9 protein-coding genes and 1 pseudogene are annotated in these 13,192 nt (G+C 67.3%); 4 read left to right on the forward strand and 6 right to left on the reverse strand.

Annotation, left to right across the window (positions count from 1 at the left end):
- Positions 1-2: 2 nt before the first annotated feature.
- From LRF89_RS00735 to LRF89_RS00750, 4 genes are all read left to right on the forward strand, one after another.
- A complete protein-coding gene (locus tag LRF89_RS00735; protein ID WP_238636432.1) occupies positions 3-1,802 on the forward strand; it encodes an ABC transporter permease in 1,800 nt (599 codons plus the stop codon).
- The gene (locus LRF89_RS00740; RefSeq protein WP_238636433.1) at positions 1,799-2,971 is read left to right on the forward strand and encodes an ABC transporter ATP-binding protein; all 1,173 of its coding nucleotides are present in this window, start codon (positions 1,799-1,801) and stop codon (positions 2,969-2,971) included. The genes LRF89_RS00735 and LRF89_RS00740 overlap by 4 nt, the downstream gene beginning before the upstream one ends.
- Positions 2,972-3,048: 77 nt before the next feature.
- Positions 3,049-4,254, forward strand: coding sequence for a glycosyltransferase family 4 protein (locus LRF89_RS00745; protein WP_274519794.1), 1,206 nt, complete (start codon positions 3,049-3,051; stop codon positions 4,252-4,254).
- The gene (locus LRF89_RS00750) at positions 4,239-4,769 is read left to right on the forward strand and encodes a phosphatase PAP2 family protein (protein WP_238636434.1); all 531 of its coding nucleotides are present in this window, start codon (positions 4,239-4,241) and stop codon (positions 4,767-4,769) included. The genes LRF89_RS00745 and LRF89_RS00750 overlap by 16 nt, the downstream gene beginning before the upstream one ends.
- A gap of 211 nt (positions 4,770-4,980) precedes the next feature.
- On the opposite strand, the gene phoU is transcribed toward LRF89_RS00750, so the two are convergent.
- From phoU to phoR, 6 genes and pseudogenes are all read right to left on the reverse strand, one after another.
- On the reverse strand, positions 4,981-5,721 hold the full coding sequence (phoU, locus tag LRF89_RS00755) for a phosphate signaling complex protein PhoU (protein ID WP_201167517.1): 741 nt from the start codon (positions 5,719-5,721) through the stop codon (positions 4,981-4,983).
- 11 nt (positions 5,722-5,732) lie between these two features.
- Positions 5,733-6,485 (reverse strand): annotated as a pseudogene (pstB, locus tag LRF89_RS00760) (phosphate ABC transporter ATP-binding protein PstB); the annotation flags it as partial.
- Positions 6,486-6,601: 116 nt separating this feature from the next.
- Entirely contained in the window at positions 6,602-8,278 is a 1,677-nt protein-coding gene (gene pstA, locus LRF89_RS00765; protein WP_201167522.1) for a phosphate ABC transporter permease PstA, read from the reverse strand.
- A gap of 19 nt (positions 8,279-8,297) precedes the next feature.
- Positions 8,298-10,631, reverse strand: coding sequence for an ABC transporter permease subunit (locus LRF89_RS00770; protein ID WP_238635207.1), 2,334 nt, complete (start codon positions 10,629-10,631; stop codon positions 8,298-8,300).
- A 185-nt stretch (positions 10,632-10,816) separates the two neighbouring features.
- Positions 10,817-11,782 (reverse strand): PstS family phosphate ABC transporter substrate-binding protein, encoded by a 966-nt coding sequence (locus LRF89_RS00775; RefSeq protein ID WP_274522047.1) that lies wholly within the window; start codon positions 11,780-11,782, stop codon positions 10,817-10,819.
- Between the two features lie 68 nt (positions 11,783-11,850).
- Positions 11,851-13,191: a phosphate regulon sensor histidine kinase PhoR gene (gene phoR / locus LRF89_RS00780; RefSeq protein ID WP_238636435.1), complete on the reverse strand. Its 1,341-nt coding sequence runs from the start codon at positions 13,189-13,191 to the stop codon at positions 11,851-11,853.
- Between the last annotated feature and the right edge of the window lies 1 nt (position 13,192).

A 13,192-nucleotide genomic window follows, 5' to 3' on the forward strand; every position in this document is an offset into this window, starting at 1 on the left:
CGGTGCAGGCAGCTCGACTCTCTCAGGTAGCAACCACCACCATCGCCCGGCAGGCGGCCCGCAGCGGGGCCGCATTGACCGGGCGGTGGCGCCGCCTTTCCGGCCCGGGGGACCGATCAGTGGCTTGGGCGGTGACGGCCGCCCTGATCGTTTTGGTCGGACTCCCGCTGGCCGCCATGCTGGCCCACCTGGCCTTCCCGCAGCTGTACCTGGGCAGCCTGCAACTCGGCAATTTCGATCTGTTCAGCGACCTGTGGGAACGCAGCCTCTGGCGCAACGCGGTGCGCAACTCGCTGCTGCTCGGCCTGGGGACGATGGTCCTCGGCGCGGCCATTGGCGTCGGACTCGCCTGGATGCGGCACCACTGGCGCTTCCCGGGGTCGGGGCTGATCGACTTCTCCGCCTGGTTCGTCCTGGTGATGCCGTCGTTCATCATCGCCCAGGGCTGGGTGCTCTTCGCACGCAGCGGCGGCACCGCCTCGCTGCTCGGCATCCCCTGGGCCGGGGACGTCATCTTCTCGTTGCCGGGGCTGATCCTGGTCATGAGCCTGGCCAACTTCCCGCTGGCCTATCTGGCCTTCAGCGCCGCGCTGCAGTGGGACGTCAGCCGCTACGAACACGCCGCCCGGCTCTCCGGCGCGCGGCCGTGGACGGTATTCCGCACCATCCGGCTACCACTGCTCCTCCCGGCGCTGCTGGCCGCCGGCATCCTGGTCTTCGTGGATACCATCGGTGACTTCGGGCTGCCAGCCGCCTTCATCTCGGTGTTCCGTTTCCCGCTCATCCCCTACGTCATCCGCACCGAGATCCAGACCGTACCCGTGTCTTTTGAGGGGGCCGCCGTGCTGGCCGCGGTCCTGGTCTCGATGGTTGCCGTGGCGATCGCCATCCAGATCCGTGTGCTGCGCGGCGGCGGCCGGGATTTCCTCACCGCGGCGGCAACGCCGCGGCAGCGCCCCAGGCCCCGGTTCTGGCCGCTCCTCTCGGCGATCACCTTCGCGTTCCTCGGCCTGGCGGTCTTCGCCCCGCTGGGAACCAGCCTCTCCGTCTCGTTCATGGAGCGCTACGGGGCCGGCCTGAGCTGGGACAATCTCACCCTGGCCAACTACCAGGCCGTGCTATCCAGCGGCTCGGCCTTGCTGCCGGCGCTCAAGAACAGCTTCGGCATCGCCTTCGCCGCTGCCGCCATCGCCCTGGTCATTGGCTTCCTGGCGGCGTATCTGCTGGCCTACAGCGGGCACCGGCTGCGGCGCTTTATCGATGTGGCCTCGACCGTCACCCTGGCAGTTCCCGGCATTGTTCTGGCCGTAGGCTACATCTTCTGGTGGAACCAGCGCTGGCTGGCCGACATCGGCATCCAGGTCTACGGCAGCGGCTGGGCGATTGCCCTGTGCTCGGCAGCGGCCTCGGTGCCCATCGCCGTGCGGGTTTTGCTCGGCGCCATGTCCCAGACGCCGGGATCGTTCCTGTCGAGCGCCGCACTCCAGGGAGCTGGCCTGTGGACGCGCATCCGCGCCATCCTCCTGCCGCTGACCCTCTCCGGCCTGCTCTCCGCCGGCCTCGCTGTATTCGCCACCAGTGTCTTCGACCTGGCCATCACCACCATGCTGCAGCCGCCGGGCTTCCCGACCATCCCGGTGATCATCGACGAGCATTTCCGCACGGTGCAGTACGAATGGGCGACCGCCGCAACGGTCGTGGTCTGCCTGATCACCGCAGCGGTCATCGTCACGGTCCGTTTCAGCGCCCGACGGCTGTTCCGTAGCTACTTCGAAACCACGACGGAGACATCACGATCATGACCACGACGAAACCCGCCAACCGGGCACAGGCCGCCGGCGTGGAGGTGGACGCCGTCAGCCGCCACTTCGACGGGGTCCCGGCGCTGGGACAGGCCTCCCTGAACATCTACCCCGGCGAGGTAATCGCCATCCTCGGCCCTTCCGGTTGCGGGAAGTCCACGCTGCTTCGCCTGATCGCCGGGCTCGACACGCCCAGCGCGGGGGCCATCCGCATCGGCGGCCGGTGCGTATCCCGGCCCGGCGCCGTCGTTCCGCCCGAGCAGCGCCCCGTGAACATGGTCTTCCAGGACTTCGCCCTGTGGCCGCACATGACCGTGGAGCGCATTGTCCGCTTCGGTATGCGTCATCGCGGTGTGCCCAAGGCCGTGTGGGCTTCGCGCACGGCGGAGCTGCTCGGCATGCTCGGCCTGGACGGGATGGCACAGCGCTACCCGCGCCAGCTCTCCGGCGGGCAGCAACAGCGGGTGGCCATCGCACGCGCGCTGGCCACGGACCCGCAGGTGCTTCTGTTCGATGAGCCCCTGTCCAACCTCGATGCCCAGCTGCGGATCCAGATGCGCATCGAGCTCGCCGAGCTGCTGCAGCGGCTCGAGACCACTGCCATCTACGTCACCCACGATATCCACGAGGCGGTCGCCCTGGGGCACCGGCTGGTGGTCATGCGCGGCGGTCGGGTCGAGCAGGTGGGCTCGGCGAAGGAGGTCTTCCAGTCGCCGTCGAACGCCTGGATTGCCGGCCTGGTGGGCTACAACAACCAGCTGCAGGCCGAGATCGTCGGCCACGATGGCGAAGGCCGCCTCAGCGTCCGCAGCGGCGGCACGCACATGACGGTTCGCGGCCATGCCCGGGGTGAGCCCCGCGGCACTGGAGCCACGGTCCGCATCCGTCCGGAAGCCATCCGTCCGCTGCGCGCGGACGAGCCAGCACGCGCCGACGAGCAGCTGATCACGGCCACCGTGGAGCAGTGCTGTTTCGAGGGTTACCACTGGCGGGTGGTATGCCGCCTCGGCGATGAGCCGCTGACGTTCTTTTCCCGCCATCCGCTGGACGCCGCCGGCCCGGTGCAGCTGGCCATCGATACCGAAGGGACCTGCGCCTACAGCGACGAGCCAACCGCTGCCAACTCCGCCCCGGAAGGCGCCGCAGACTGCCAGCTGCGGACAGCCTGACGCCGGCGGATCACTGTCATCCCCGGCTCACGCAGCCATCACGACCCTGCAACATGGCCCCCGCAGACTCGGGGGCCATGAGCAAAAAGATCTTACCCCCGCCCGCCCCGTTGCAACGCGTGAGCATCGTGTCCGAAACCTACGCCCCGGAAGCCAACGGGGTGGCCACGACGCTCTCGCACCTGGTCGCCGGTTTGAGACAGGACACGACCCGGGTTGACCTGATCGTGCCCCACCACCCGGCGCGTCCACGCGGCCAGGAGACCAACCTCTACCCGGTCTGCGGCGTTTCGATACCGGGCTACCGGGAGGTCCGTTGCGGCCTCGTCCGCCCCCGCCTCCTCGAAGAGCTCTGGCGCAGCCAAAGACCGGACGCCGTCTATATCGCCACGGAAGGGCCCCTGGGCTGGTCGGCGCAGCGGGCGGCGGCCCGCCTGCGCCTACCCACCGTCAGCGGCTTCCACACGCGCTTCGATACCTACGCCAGCCACTACGGGCTCGGCCCGCTGAACGGGGCCGTCCAGCGCTACCTGCGCCGATTCCACAATCGAACCGACCGGACACTGGTTCCTGAAACCCGCTTGGCCGAGGCACTGACCGAGCGGGGCTACCGGAACGTCGAGACCCTCGGCCGGGGGGTCGACACCCACCGCTTCCACCCGGACCGGCGCTCGGCCACGTTGCGCGCTGGCTGGGGAGCCGATGACCGTGCCCCGGTTCTGCTCTATGTCGGGCGTCTGGCCGCGGAGAAGAACCTAGGCCTGGCCGTCGAGGCGTTCCGCCATATCCAGCACGTACAGCCGGCGGCAAGACTGGTACTTGTCGGCGACGGCCCGATGCGCGCGGAACTCCAGCGCCAGCACCCGGATCTGATCTTCGCCGGTGTGCGCCGCGGCGCGGACCTCGCCAGCTATTACGCCTCGGCGGATCTGTTCCTCTTCCCCAGCCTGAGCGAGACCTTCGGCAACGTGACGCTCGAGGCACTGGCCAGCGGGGTGCCAGTCATCGCCTTCGACTACGCCGCTGCCCATCGCCACGTCGAGGACGCCGTCAGTGGCCGCCTTGTTGCCCGGGACGACCCCGGCGGCTGGATCGAGGCCGCCGTCGGATCCGCGCTCCTCGCTCCGGAAACCCGCCAGCGCTGGCAAAAGGCCGCCCGCGCCGGGGTTGAATCCCTGAGTTGGCAACACGTCGCTCGGCGTTTCGGCCACATCCTGGCCGAGGCCGTGCGGGGACACGATGGCCTGAACCGAGGAGGGGTCACGCTATGCAGCAAGCCCTGATCCGCTTTCAGCAGTGGGAGCTGCTTCTCTGCCTGGCGCTGCGCCGGGTCCAGCAACGGCAGTTGTCGCGCCGGGTGTTCGTCGCGGCGAGTCGTCTGGGCGACGGTGGGCTCTGGTACGGCCTCATGGCCGGTATCCTCCTGATCGAGGGGATCAACGGAGCGACTGCGGTGCTGCACATGGCCGCAGCGGGCCTGGTCGGCACCCTGCTCTACACGCTCATCAAGCGCGGCACGCGTCGGCTCCGGCCGTATGAGGCAGACCCCTCCCTAACCCCGGGGACACCGGCCCTCGACCGCTACAGCTTCCCCTCCGGGCATACCTTGCATGCGGTCGGATTCACGCTGCTGGCTAGCGCCTACTACCCGGCCCTTGCCGTATGGCTGATCCCGGTCGCCGGGCTCATCGCCGCCTCGCGGGTGGTCCTGGGGCTCCACTACCCGACGGACGTCCTCGCCGGTGCCCTGCTCGGCGCCCTCATCGCCCATGGCAGCCTGTGGCTGCTCATGGTGTAGATGCGACCCCCCAAGCGGTGGAAGGCTGCGATGCACAAGACGCGCGGCCTACCCCCTCGGCACGGACAACCCTGCCGACCCCGGACTCAAGAGAGGGGCTCAAGCGGCCTTGCCACCCCGGCCAAGCGGGAGCCGCGCAGACCGCCGTCCTTACTCCCCGGCCCGGACAGCCAGCCGGGCCGGGGCAAACCTAGGCACCCGGTGCGGCCCCTTAATGCCGATCCCCAGTGGCCTCCTGGGCCATCTGCTCGAAGCTGGTGTGGCGCACGTTCTTGCCGCGGACGAAGTAGACCACGTACTCGCAGATATTGCGGGCGCGATCCCCAATGCGTTCCAGCGAACGGGCGGTCCAGACCACGTCCATGACCCGCGGTACGGTCTCCGGACTGCGCATCATCTGCTCCATCAGACGGTGGACAATCACCTCGTACTGACTGTCCGCCTGGATGTCCTGCTGCGCCACGCGCACGGCCTGCTCGACATCCATGCGGGCGAAGGCATCCAGTGAACCGCGCAGCATCCCCTGCACATGCTCGCCCATCTCGCCGAGTTCCTCGATCGGACCGTTCTGCCGGTCCAGCTCGAGGAAGTGCAGCGCCATCCGCCCGATCCGCTCCGCCTCGTCGCCGATGCGCTCCAGATCCGTGATGGTCTTGATCACCGCCATGACCAGGCGCAGATCCGAGGCGGTGGGCTGTCGGCGCACCAGGATCTGCGTGCAGTCCTCGTCCAGGGCCACCTCCAGGGCGTTGATCTGGTAGTCACTGGTTACCACCTTCTCCGCCAGTTCCGTCCGCGACTCGGCCATCGCCGCCACGGCATCGGCCAGTTGCTGCTCCACCAGGCCGCCCATGCTCAGAACGCGGTCGTGGATCGCCTCCAGCTCGGCGTTGAACCGCTGGGAGATGTGCTCCTGGAAGAAGCTCTTTTCGGTGGGGTTCTCGTCGGTCATCGGCGGTCTCCTCAGCCGTAACGGCCGGTGATGTAATCCTCGGTCTGCTTCTTGCCGGGATTGGTGAAGAGCGTATCGGTATCGTTGTGCTCAATGAGCTCACCGAGGTAGAGGAACGCCGTGAAATCCGACACCCGCGCGGCCTGCTGCATGTTGTGGGTGACGATGGCGATGGTGTAGCGCTCCTTGAGTTCGAACATCAACTCCTCGATCTTGAGCGTAGCCAACGGATCGAGGGCTGATGCCGGTTCGTCGAGCAGCAGCACCTCCGGCTCCACGGCGATGGCCCGGGCAATGACGAGCCGCTGCTGCTGCCCACCGGAGAGGCCGAAGGCGTTCTCGTGGAGCCGGTCCTTGACCTCGTCCCAGAGTGCGGCCCGGCGCAACGACTTCTCGACAACCTCATCGAGGGTACGGCGATTGCGCACGCCCTGAAGACGCAGACCGTAGGCCACATTCTCGTAGATCGACTTCGGGAAGGGGTTCGGCTTCTGGAAGACCATGCCGACCCGGCGGCGCAGCTCGGGCACATCCATGCGCCGGGCGTGGATCTCCTCGCCGTCGAGGGTGATGCGCCCTTCGATCCGGCAGTTGTCGATCAGGTCATTCATCCGGTTGAAACACCGCAGAAGCGTCGACTTCCCGCAACCTGAAGGCCCGATGAAGGCGGTGATCTGGCCTCGGGGGATCTCCAGGTCGACCCCTTTGAGCACCTGCTCCTCCCCGTACCAGAGGCTGAGCTCATGGGTCTGAAGACAGATATCGCTGCCCAACCGTTTTCTCGCCGCCGAGCCATCCCGCTGGCGGTCCTGCAGCGCCTCGCTGCTGAAACCGTGGGTGGGTGCGGACGGGGAATTGGTGGCGTTCATAGCTCCCTCTCTTAATCGCTCTCGGCCTTGTACTTCTCGCGCAGGAAGTTGCGGATCGAGATGGCCGTCAGGTTGAGCACAATGATGACCAGCACCAGGATCAGCGCCGTGGCGTAGACCAGCGGCCGCCCGGCCTCGACGTTGGGGCTCTGGAAGCCGACGTCGAAGATGTGAAAGCCCAGGTGCATGAAACTGCGCTCCAGGTGGATGTACGGGAAACTCCCATCCACCGGCAGCTGCGGGGCCAGCTTGACCACGCCGACAAGCATCAGCGGCGCTACCTCGCCGGCCGCACGGGCCACGGCCAGGATCAGCCCGGTGATCATCGCCGGCGTCGCCAACGGGATCACCACCCGCCAGAGCATCTCCGCCTTGGTCGCCCCCAGGGCCAACGCCCCTTGCCGGATCGACCCGGGGATGCGCGAGAGACCCTCCTCGGTGGAGACGATCACCACCGGCAGGGTCAGCAGCGCCAGGGTCAGCGAGGCCCAGAGCACGCCGCCCTTGCCGAAGGTTGGCGCCGGTAGGCGCTCCTCGAAGAAGAGCTGGTCCACTCCCCCCCCGACGAAGTAGACGAAGAAGCCGAGGCCGAAGACGCCGAAGACGATGGACGGGACGCCGGCGAGGTTGTTCACCGAGATGCGGATCATCCGCGTCAGCGGCCCCTGCCGGGCGTACTCACGCAGGTAGATCGCCGCGAGCACGCCGAAGGGTGTGACAAAGACGGCCATGACGATGGTCATCAGCACCGTGCCGAAGATCGCCGGCAGGATGCCGCCCTCGGTGTTGGCCTCCCGCGGATAGCCGCTGACGAAGTCCCAGAAGTCGCCGACGTAGAAGCGGGCCTTGTCCCAGACGCTCATGGCGTTCGGTCGCCATGGCTTGACCACGTCGCCCATGGCGATGACCACCTCTTTACCCGCGGCGGTCTCCATCCCCACGGCGTAGCGTCCGACCTCCTCAAGCAGCTCGTTGCGCCGCTGCTCGAGCTCCGCGTACTCCCCCTCCCAGCGGTCCCGTTCGGCCTCCAGGGCCTCGAGCTGCTCGGTGCGCTCCTCCTCGCTCAGGGTTAGGTCGGCCTCGATTTGGCGCTCGGTCAGGCGGATCTCCTCGATCTCGGCGTTAACCGCGCCGATCTCCACGCGCTCGATGCGCTGGATCTCCTGGATCCGCGAGCGATTCTCCTCGTAGAGCTCCAGGAAACGGTCCCAGGTCGCGTCGCCCTCGTCGCTGACCGTCTCGACCTTCTCCCCGTCGATGCGCACGTCGCGCAGGTAGCCGATGAAATCCCCCCACTGCCGGCGCTCGATGACCACCGCATCCTTGGGGTGACTCCACTCCGACATGTTGACGTCGGCGTACCAAACAAAGTCCCGGCCATCGACGTCCCGGTTGCCGCGCTTGATCCGGTAGCGGGTGATCAGCGCATCGTCGTCGTCCACCTCGAAGCCGCGCTCGCGGGCCGCCGGCGCGGTCAGGGTCTCCGCGGCGTCGACCTCGCCGAGAACCTGCTCGGCGTCACGCCCGGGCTCTTGGTATTCGAAGGCCACGACATTGCTGGGCCAGAAGTGCTGCAGGCCGTTGTAGGCAATATGGCCGATGAGCCCCGCCACCATGACCAGTGATACGGCCACGGCCCCGGCGTTGAGCCAAATCCAGGGTGTTCCCTTGTTGAACCAGTCGCGCATCGTTGCGGCATCCTCCGTATCAGAGCGCGCTGTACTTCTTGCGCAGGCGGTGGCGCACGATCTCCGCCACGGTGTTGACCGCGAAGGTCAGGACGAAGAGCACTAAGGCGGCAAGGAATAGGATCCGGTAGTGGCTGCTCCCCTGCGCGGTCTCCTTCATCTCCACAGCGATGTTGGCCGAGAGCGTGCGCATGCCCTCGAAGAGGTTGAAATTGGTGACTGGCGAGTTGCCGGTGGCCATGACCACGATCATGGTCTCGCCGACGGCCCGGCCGAAGCCGATCATCACCGCCGAGAAGATGCCGGGGCTGGCCGTCAGCAGGACCACGGTGGCCACTGCCTGCCAGGGCGTCGCGCCGAGCGCCAAGGCCCCCTGCGAGAGGTGGCGCGGCACGTTGAACACCGCATCCTCGGAGATGGAGAAGATCGTCGGGATCACCGCGAAGCCCATGGCGATCCCCACAACCAAGGCGTTGCGCTGGTCGTAGTCGATCCCCTGATTGGTGAGCCACTGGCGCATATCACCGCCGAAGAAAGCGAGCTCCATGTAGGGACTGGCGGTGACGCCGAGCCACCCGACCCCGATCACCACCGGGATCAGCAGTGCGGCCTCCCAGCCCGGCGGCACCCGGCTGCGGATGCCCTCGGGGAAGACCCGGGTCCACAGCCAAGCGGCCATCACCATGGCGATGGGCAGGGCGATCAGGATGGAGAAGACTGCCGGGAGATTCCGCTCGAAAAACGGCGCAGCCCAGAGCCCCGCGAGGAAGCCGAGGATGACCGTTGGCAGCGCCTCCATGATCTCGATGGCGGGCTTGGTCATCTGCCGCATGCGTGCGGACATGAAGTAGGCCGAGTAGATCGCCCCGAGGATCGCGATGGGTGTCGCAAAGAGCATGGCGTAGAACGCCGCCTTCAACGTGCCGATGGTCAGCGGTACCAGCGAGAACTTGGGCTCGAACTCGTCGGTAGCGGAAGATGACTGCCAGACGTAGGCGGGCGCATCGCGACCCTCGTACCAGACCCTCTGCCACAGGGCCTTGAACGAAACCTCCGGGTGCGGGTTGTCGACGTCCAGGTAGTTGAACCGCTCATTGGCACCGACGGCCATCAGCGCGTTCTGTCGCGGCGCCATCGACAGCGCGGCCACTGAGGGGCCGCCCTCCAGCGCCAGCTGCGTCAACGTGCGCGACGAGGTGGCGTAGTGCAGCTGCAGCGTGCCGTCGGCGGCGCCGGTAGCGAAGCCTTTACGGGCGTGCTCCGGTGCGATGCCAGTCACCGCCGCCGGGTGGCCATCGAAGGTACGGATGCGCGTGAGCTGCCGATCCCCCGCCTCGTCCCGGGTCACCATGTATTGCGACACCGATCCGTCGGAGCCACCGGCGATCATCGACGCGGCCCCGAGCAGGAACTGAAGCTGCGTGACCTCGGCATCGTCCCCCTCGATTGCGCGCACTGTGCCGACCAGACGCGGGCGGTTCAGGTTTGAGACATCGAAGTAGTGCAACCGCCCCTTGGCATCGCCAACGAAGAGGTTACGCATGGTGGTGTCGAGGAGGATCCGTGTGACCTCGATCCCCGACTCCGGCCAAGGCAGGTCGTAGACCTCGCGCTCAACGGTCGCCTCGCCGGTGATGAAGTCCGTCTCCTCCTCGAAGAGCACCAGGCGCAGGGCCTCCTGCTCGTTGCTGGCACCCACCACGGCGGAGCCACGGCGCCCCCGCTGGACCCCGATGGCGTCGAGCGGATGGCCATCCTCGGCCCAGATCGCCAGGGGTTCGCCCTCGCCCTCCGGATAGGTGATCGACGGGGTGACCTGGCGCTCGCCGTCCGGGTAGCTGACGTCGTAGTCGTGACGGGCGAAGATCGCCGTGCCGTCATCGAGGCCGTAGCCCACCAGCCGATGGCGGGCTTCGGCCGTGTCGAAACTGCGGATCTGTGCCCCGGACGGCTTGTTCAGCTGCCCCTGCTCGATCAGCTCGCCACTGCGGGGATTGAAAAAGGCGTAGCCGGCCCGGTCGGTAAAGCGCACTCCGACCTCGCGGTAACGCTCCATGGCAACGTGGACCGTCTCGCCAAGCTCCGGTCCGCCGGGGGCGGCGTAGCTGGCAGCGGGCCGGATCTCCGGCTCGCCAAAGATGGGCATGGTTTCGGAGAAGAGGTAGACGAACATCAGCGCCAGCGCGCCGATGACCCCCACGCCGAAGGTGGCCACGCTGCCACGACTGATCCAGTCCTTGGCCCCGCGCCAGCGGCGCAGGCGGCGCCGACGGGCCGCGTCCGGCAGGCCCCGGGACGGACCCTTGCCACTGCCTCGGCCCGGTTCGGTGAGCCCTGTCGTCTGATCGCTCATGATCTTTGATCGCACCCTGCGAGAAATGAACGCTGACGCAGCCTAAGGGGGGCGGATGACGGTTTCGTGACGAAACGATGAACACCCGCTGAACCCCCTAAACAGAACGGGCCGGCGTAGGGCCGGCCCGCGTAGCGCTCAACGATGGTGCCGGGGCGTATGGGCCCCGGCCAGTGGGTTGCCCCTTACAGACCGAGACGCTCGCGCTCGCGCTCGGCGGCCTGTGCGGGCATGGGGATGAAGCCGTCGCGGCGGACCACGTCCTGGCCTTCCTCGGAGAGGACCAGTTTCAGGAACTCCCGCTCGATGGGCGGCAGTTCGCCGTTGGGGTCCTTGTTCACGTAGACGTAGAGGAACCGCGACAGCGGGTAGTCGCCGCTGACCGCATTCTCGGCGTTGGGCTCGTAGAGGTTGTCCTCGTCGTCGCCCAGGGCGATCGCCTTCACACCGGAGGTCTGGTAGCCGATCCCGGAGTAGCCGATGCCGTTGAGCGATTCGGACACACCCTGGACCACCGAGGCGGAGCCCGGCTGCTCGTTGATGGCGTCCTTGAAGTCGCCGTCGCACAGGGCGTGCTCGCGGAAGAAGCCGTAGGTGCCGGAGACGGCGTTGCGGCTATAGAGCGTGATGTCCCGATTCTGCCAGGGGCCGTCCAGCCCCACGTCGCCCCAGCGCGTGACATCGCTGCCACCACAGCGCTGCGTGGCCGAGAACATCCCGTCCACCTGCTCCATGGTCAGCCCGTCGATCGGATTGTCGCGGTTGACGAAGACCGCAATGGTGTCGATGGCCACCCGCACCTTGGTGGGCTCGTAACCGTGGGCATCCTCAAAGCTCTCGATCTCCGAGGAACGCATATCCCGGCTCATCGGGCCGAAGTTCGCAGTCCCCTCGGTCAGCGCCACCGGCGCCGTCCCCGAGCCGGCCCCCTCGATCTCCACCGAGACGTTGGGGTAAAAATCCTGGAACTCCTCCGCCCATAGCGTCATCAGGTTGTTGAGGGTATCCGAGCCCTGACTGCCCAGGTTGCCGGAAATGCCCGAAACCCGCTCGTAACTCGGCAGGTCGTCATCCACCTCGGCAGCACCCAGCGGCCCGCCGGCCACCAGGGCCATGCTGGCGATGCCCAGGAAACAACCTCTCTTCCACATGATCTCTGCTCCACTCAGCTTGTTCGGGAAGCCTGACTCCAGGCACGAAAGAGTCTGCGCCGCTTCCCTTACCGGCTCGTGAAGGCAGGGTGACGATTCGATGAAACGCCGTCGCGCTCCAAAGTCCGCGCCGGGAAGACCAACGTGAAGGTGGATCCCTGGTCGGGCTCGCTGCGCACGTTCAGCCAACCACCGTGGCGATGCATCACGTGCTTAACGATGGCCAGCCCCAGCCCGGTACCCCCGGTGGCGTTGGAGCGGGCCTTGTCCACCCGATAGAAACGCTCGGTGATCCGCGGCAGGTGCTCGCGCGGGATGCCGATGCCGCTGTCCGCGACCTCGCACCGGGCCGTGTGCGCATCGGCCTGCCAGCGCACGCGGATGGCACCACCGCCCGGTGTGTAGCGCACGGCGTTAGAGACCAGGTTCGCAACCGCGCTGCGCAACTCTCCGTACGATCCGCGCACGAACAGGCCCGGCTCCGCCTCAAGCTCGATCCGATGATTCTGGTCTCCGGAGAGCGTCCGCGCCTCGGCACAGACCTCCTCGAGCAGGGCCTGCATATCCACCGGATCCTCTTCCTCAGCCAGCGACCCGGTCTCCAGACGGGACAGGGTAAGCAGATCCTGGACCAGTCGCTGCATCCGCGCGGATTGCTCCTGCAGCAGCCGAATCGAGCCGGCCCAGACAGGCTGTTCCGCGGCCAACTCCTCACCCATCTCCTCGGCAACGCCGTAGATCACGGTCAAGGGGGTCTTGAGCTCGTGGGAGACATTGGCCACGAAGTCCCGCCGGATCGTCTCGAGCCGCTGCGTGCGGCTGATATCGCGGGCGATGAGCAACCGCTGATCGCGGCCGTAGGGGACCAGACGAAGCTCCAGTGTGATCCGCGGGTCGACCGGCGACGGCATGGTCAGCGGCGCGCTGTGTTTGGTGGCGGTATCCAGGAAGGCCCTGAACTCCGGTTGCCGGAGCAGGTTGCTGATACGCTGCCCCTCGTCGCCCGGCCAGGTCAGGCCGAGGAGCTCGCGTGCCGCATTGTTCCACCAGAGCAGACGATCATCGGCGTAGAGCACCATGGTGGCATCGGGCATCGCCTTGGCGGATTCCCGGTACTCGCGGATGACCCGGCGCAGCCGGTGCCTGCGCTCCCGCTGTCGGCGCTGGCGGCGATGCAGGGCATGGAACACCTCGCCCCAGACCCCGCGGGAGATGGGCGGATCCAGCTTGCGGCCGACCCGCAGCCAGCGCTCCAGCCGCCAGAGTTGATACTGGTTCCACAGGTAACCCAGCGCCAGCAGGATCGCCGCGGCCTCCACCCACCAGCCGGTGGCCAGCCCGGCAATCAACCAGACCGCCAGCGCGGCGAGGAGCGTCAGCAGAAACCCCGGCCAGGGATTGCGTGTCATG

Source organism: Halorhodospira sp. 9621 (assembly GCF_022228055.1).
In the GTDB taxonomy this organism is placed as follows: Bacteria; Pseudomonadota; Gammaproteobacteria; order Nitrococcales; family Halorhodospiraceae; genus Halorhodospira; species Halorhodospira halophila_A.

Bases quoted from the DNA above. Each gene is read 5' to 3' on its own strand.
- phoR (WP_238636435.1), bottom strand. From the start codon at position 13,191: ATGACACGCAATCCCTGGCCGGGGTTTCTGCTGACGCTCCTCGCCGCG.
- pstA (WP_201167522.1), bottom strand. From the start codon at position 8,278: ATGCGCGACTGGTTCAACAAGGGAACACCCTGGATTTGGCTCAACGCC.
- phoU (WP_201167517.1), bottom strand. From the start codon at position 5,721: ATGACCGACGAGAACCCCACCGAAAAGAGCTTCTTCCAGGAGCACATC.
- LRF89_RS00750 (WP_238636434.1), top strand. From the start codon at position 4,239: ATGCAGCAAGCCCTGATCCGCTTTCAGCAGTGGGAGCTGCTTCTCTGC.
- LRF89_RS00740 (WP_238636433.1), top strand. From the start codon at position 1,799: ATGACCACGACGAAACCCGCCAACCGGGCACAGGCCGCCGGCGTGGAG.
- LRF89_RS00745 (WP_274519794.1), top strand. From the start codon at position 3,049: ATGAGCAAAAAGATCTTACCCCCGCCCGCCCCGTTGCAACGCGTGAGC.
- LRF89_RS00775 (WP_274522047.1), bottom strand. From the start codon at position 11,782: ATGTGGAAGAGAGGTTGTTTCCTGGGCATCGCCAGCATGGCCCTGGTG.
- LRF89_RS00770 (WP_238635207.1), bottom strand. From the start codon at position 10,631: ATGAGCGATCAGACGACAGGGCTCACCGAACCGGGCCGAGGCAGTGGC.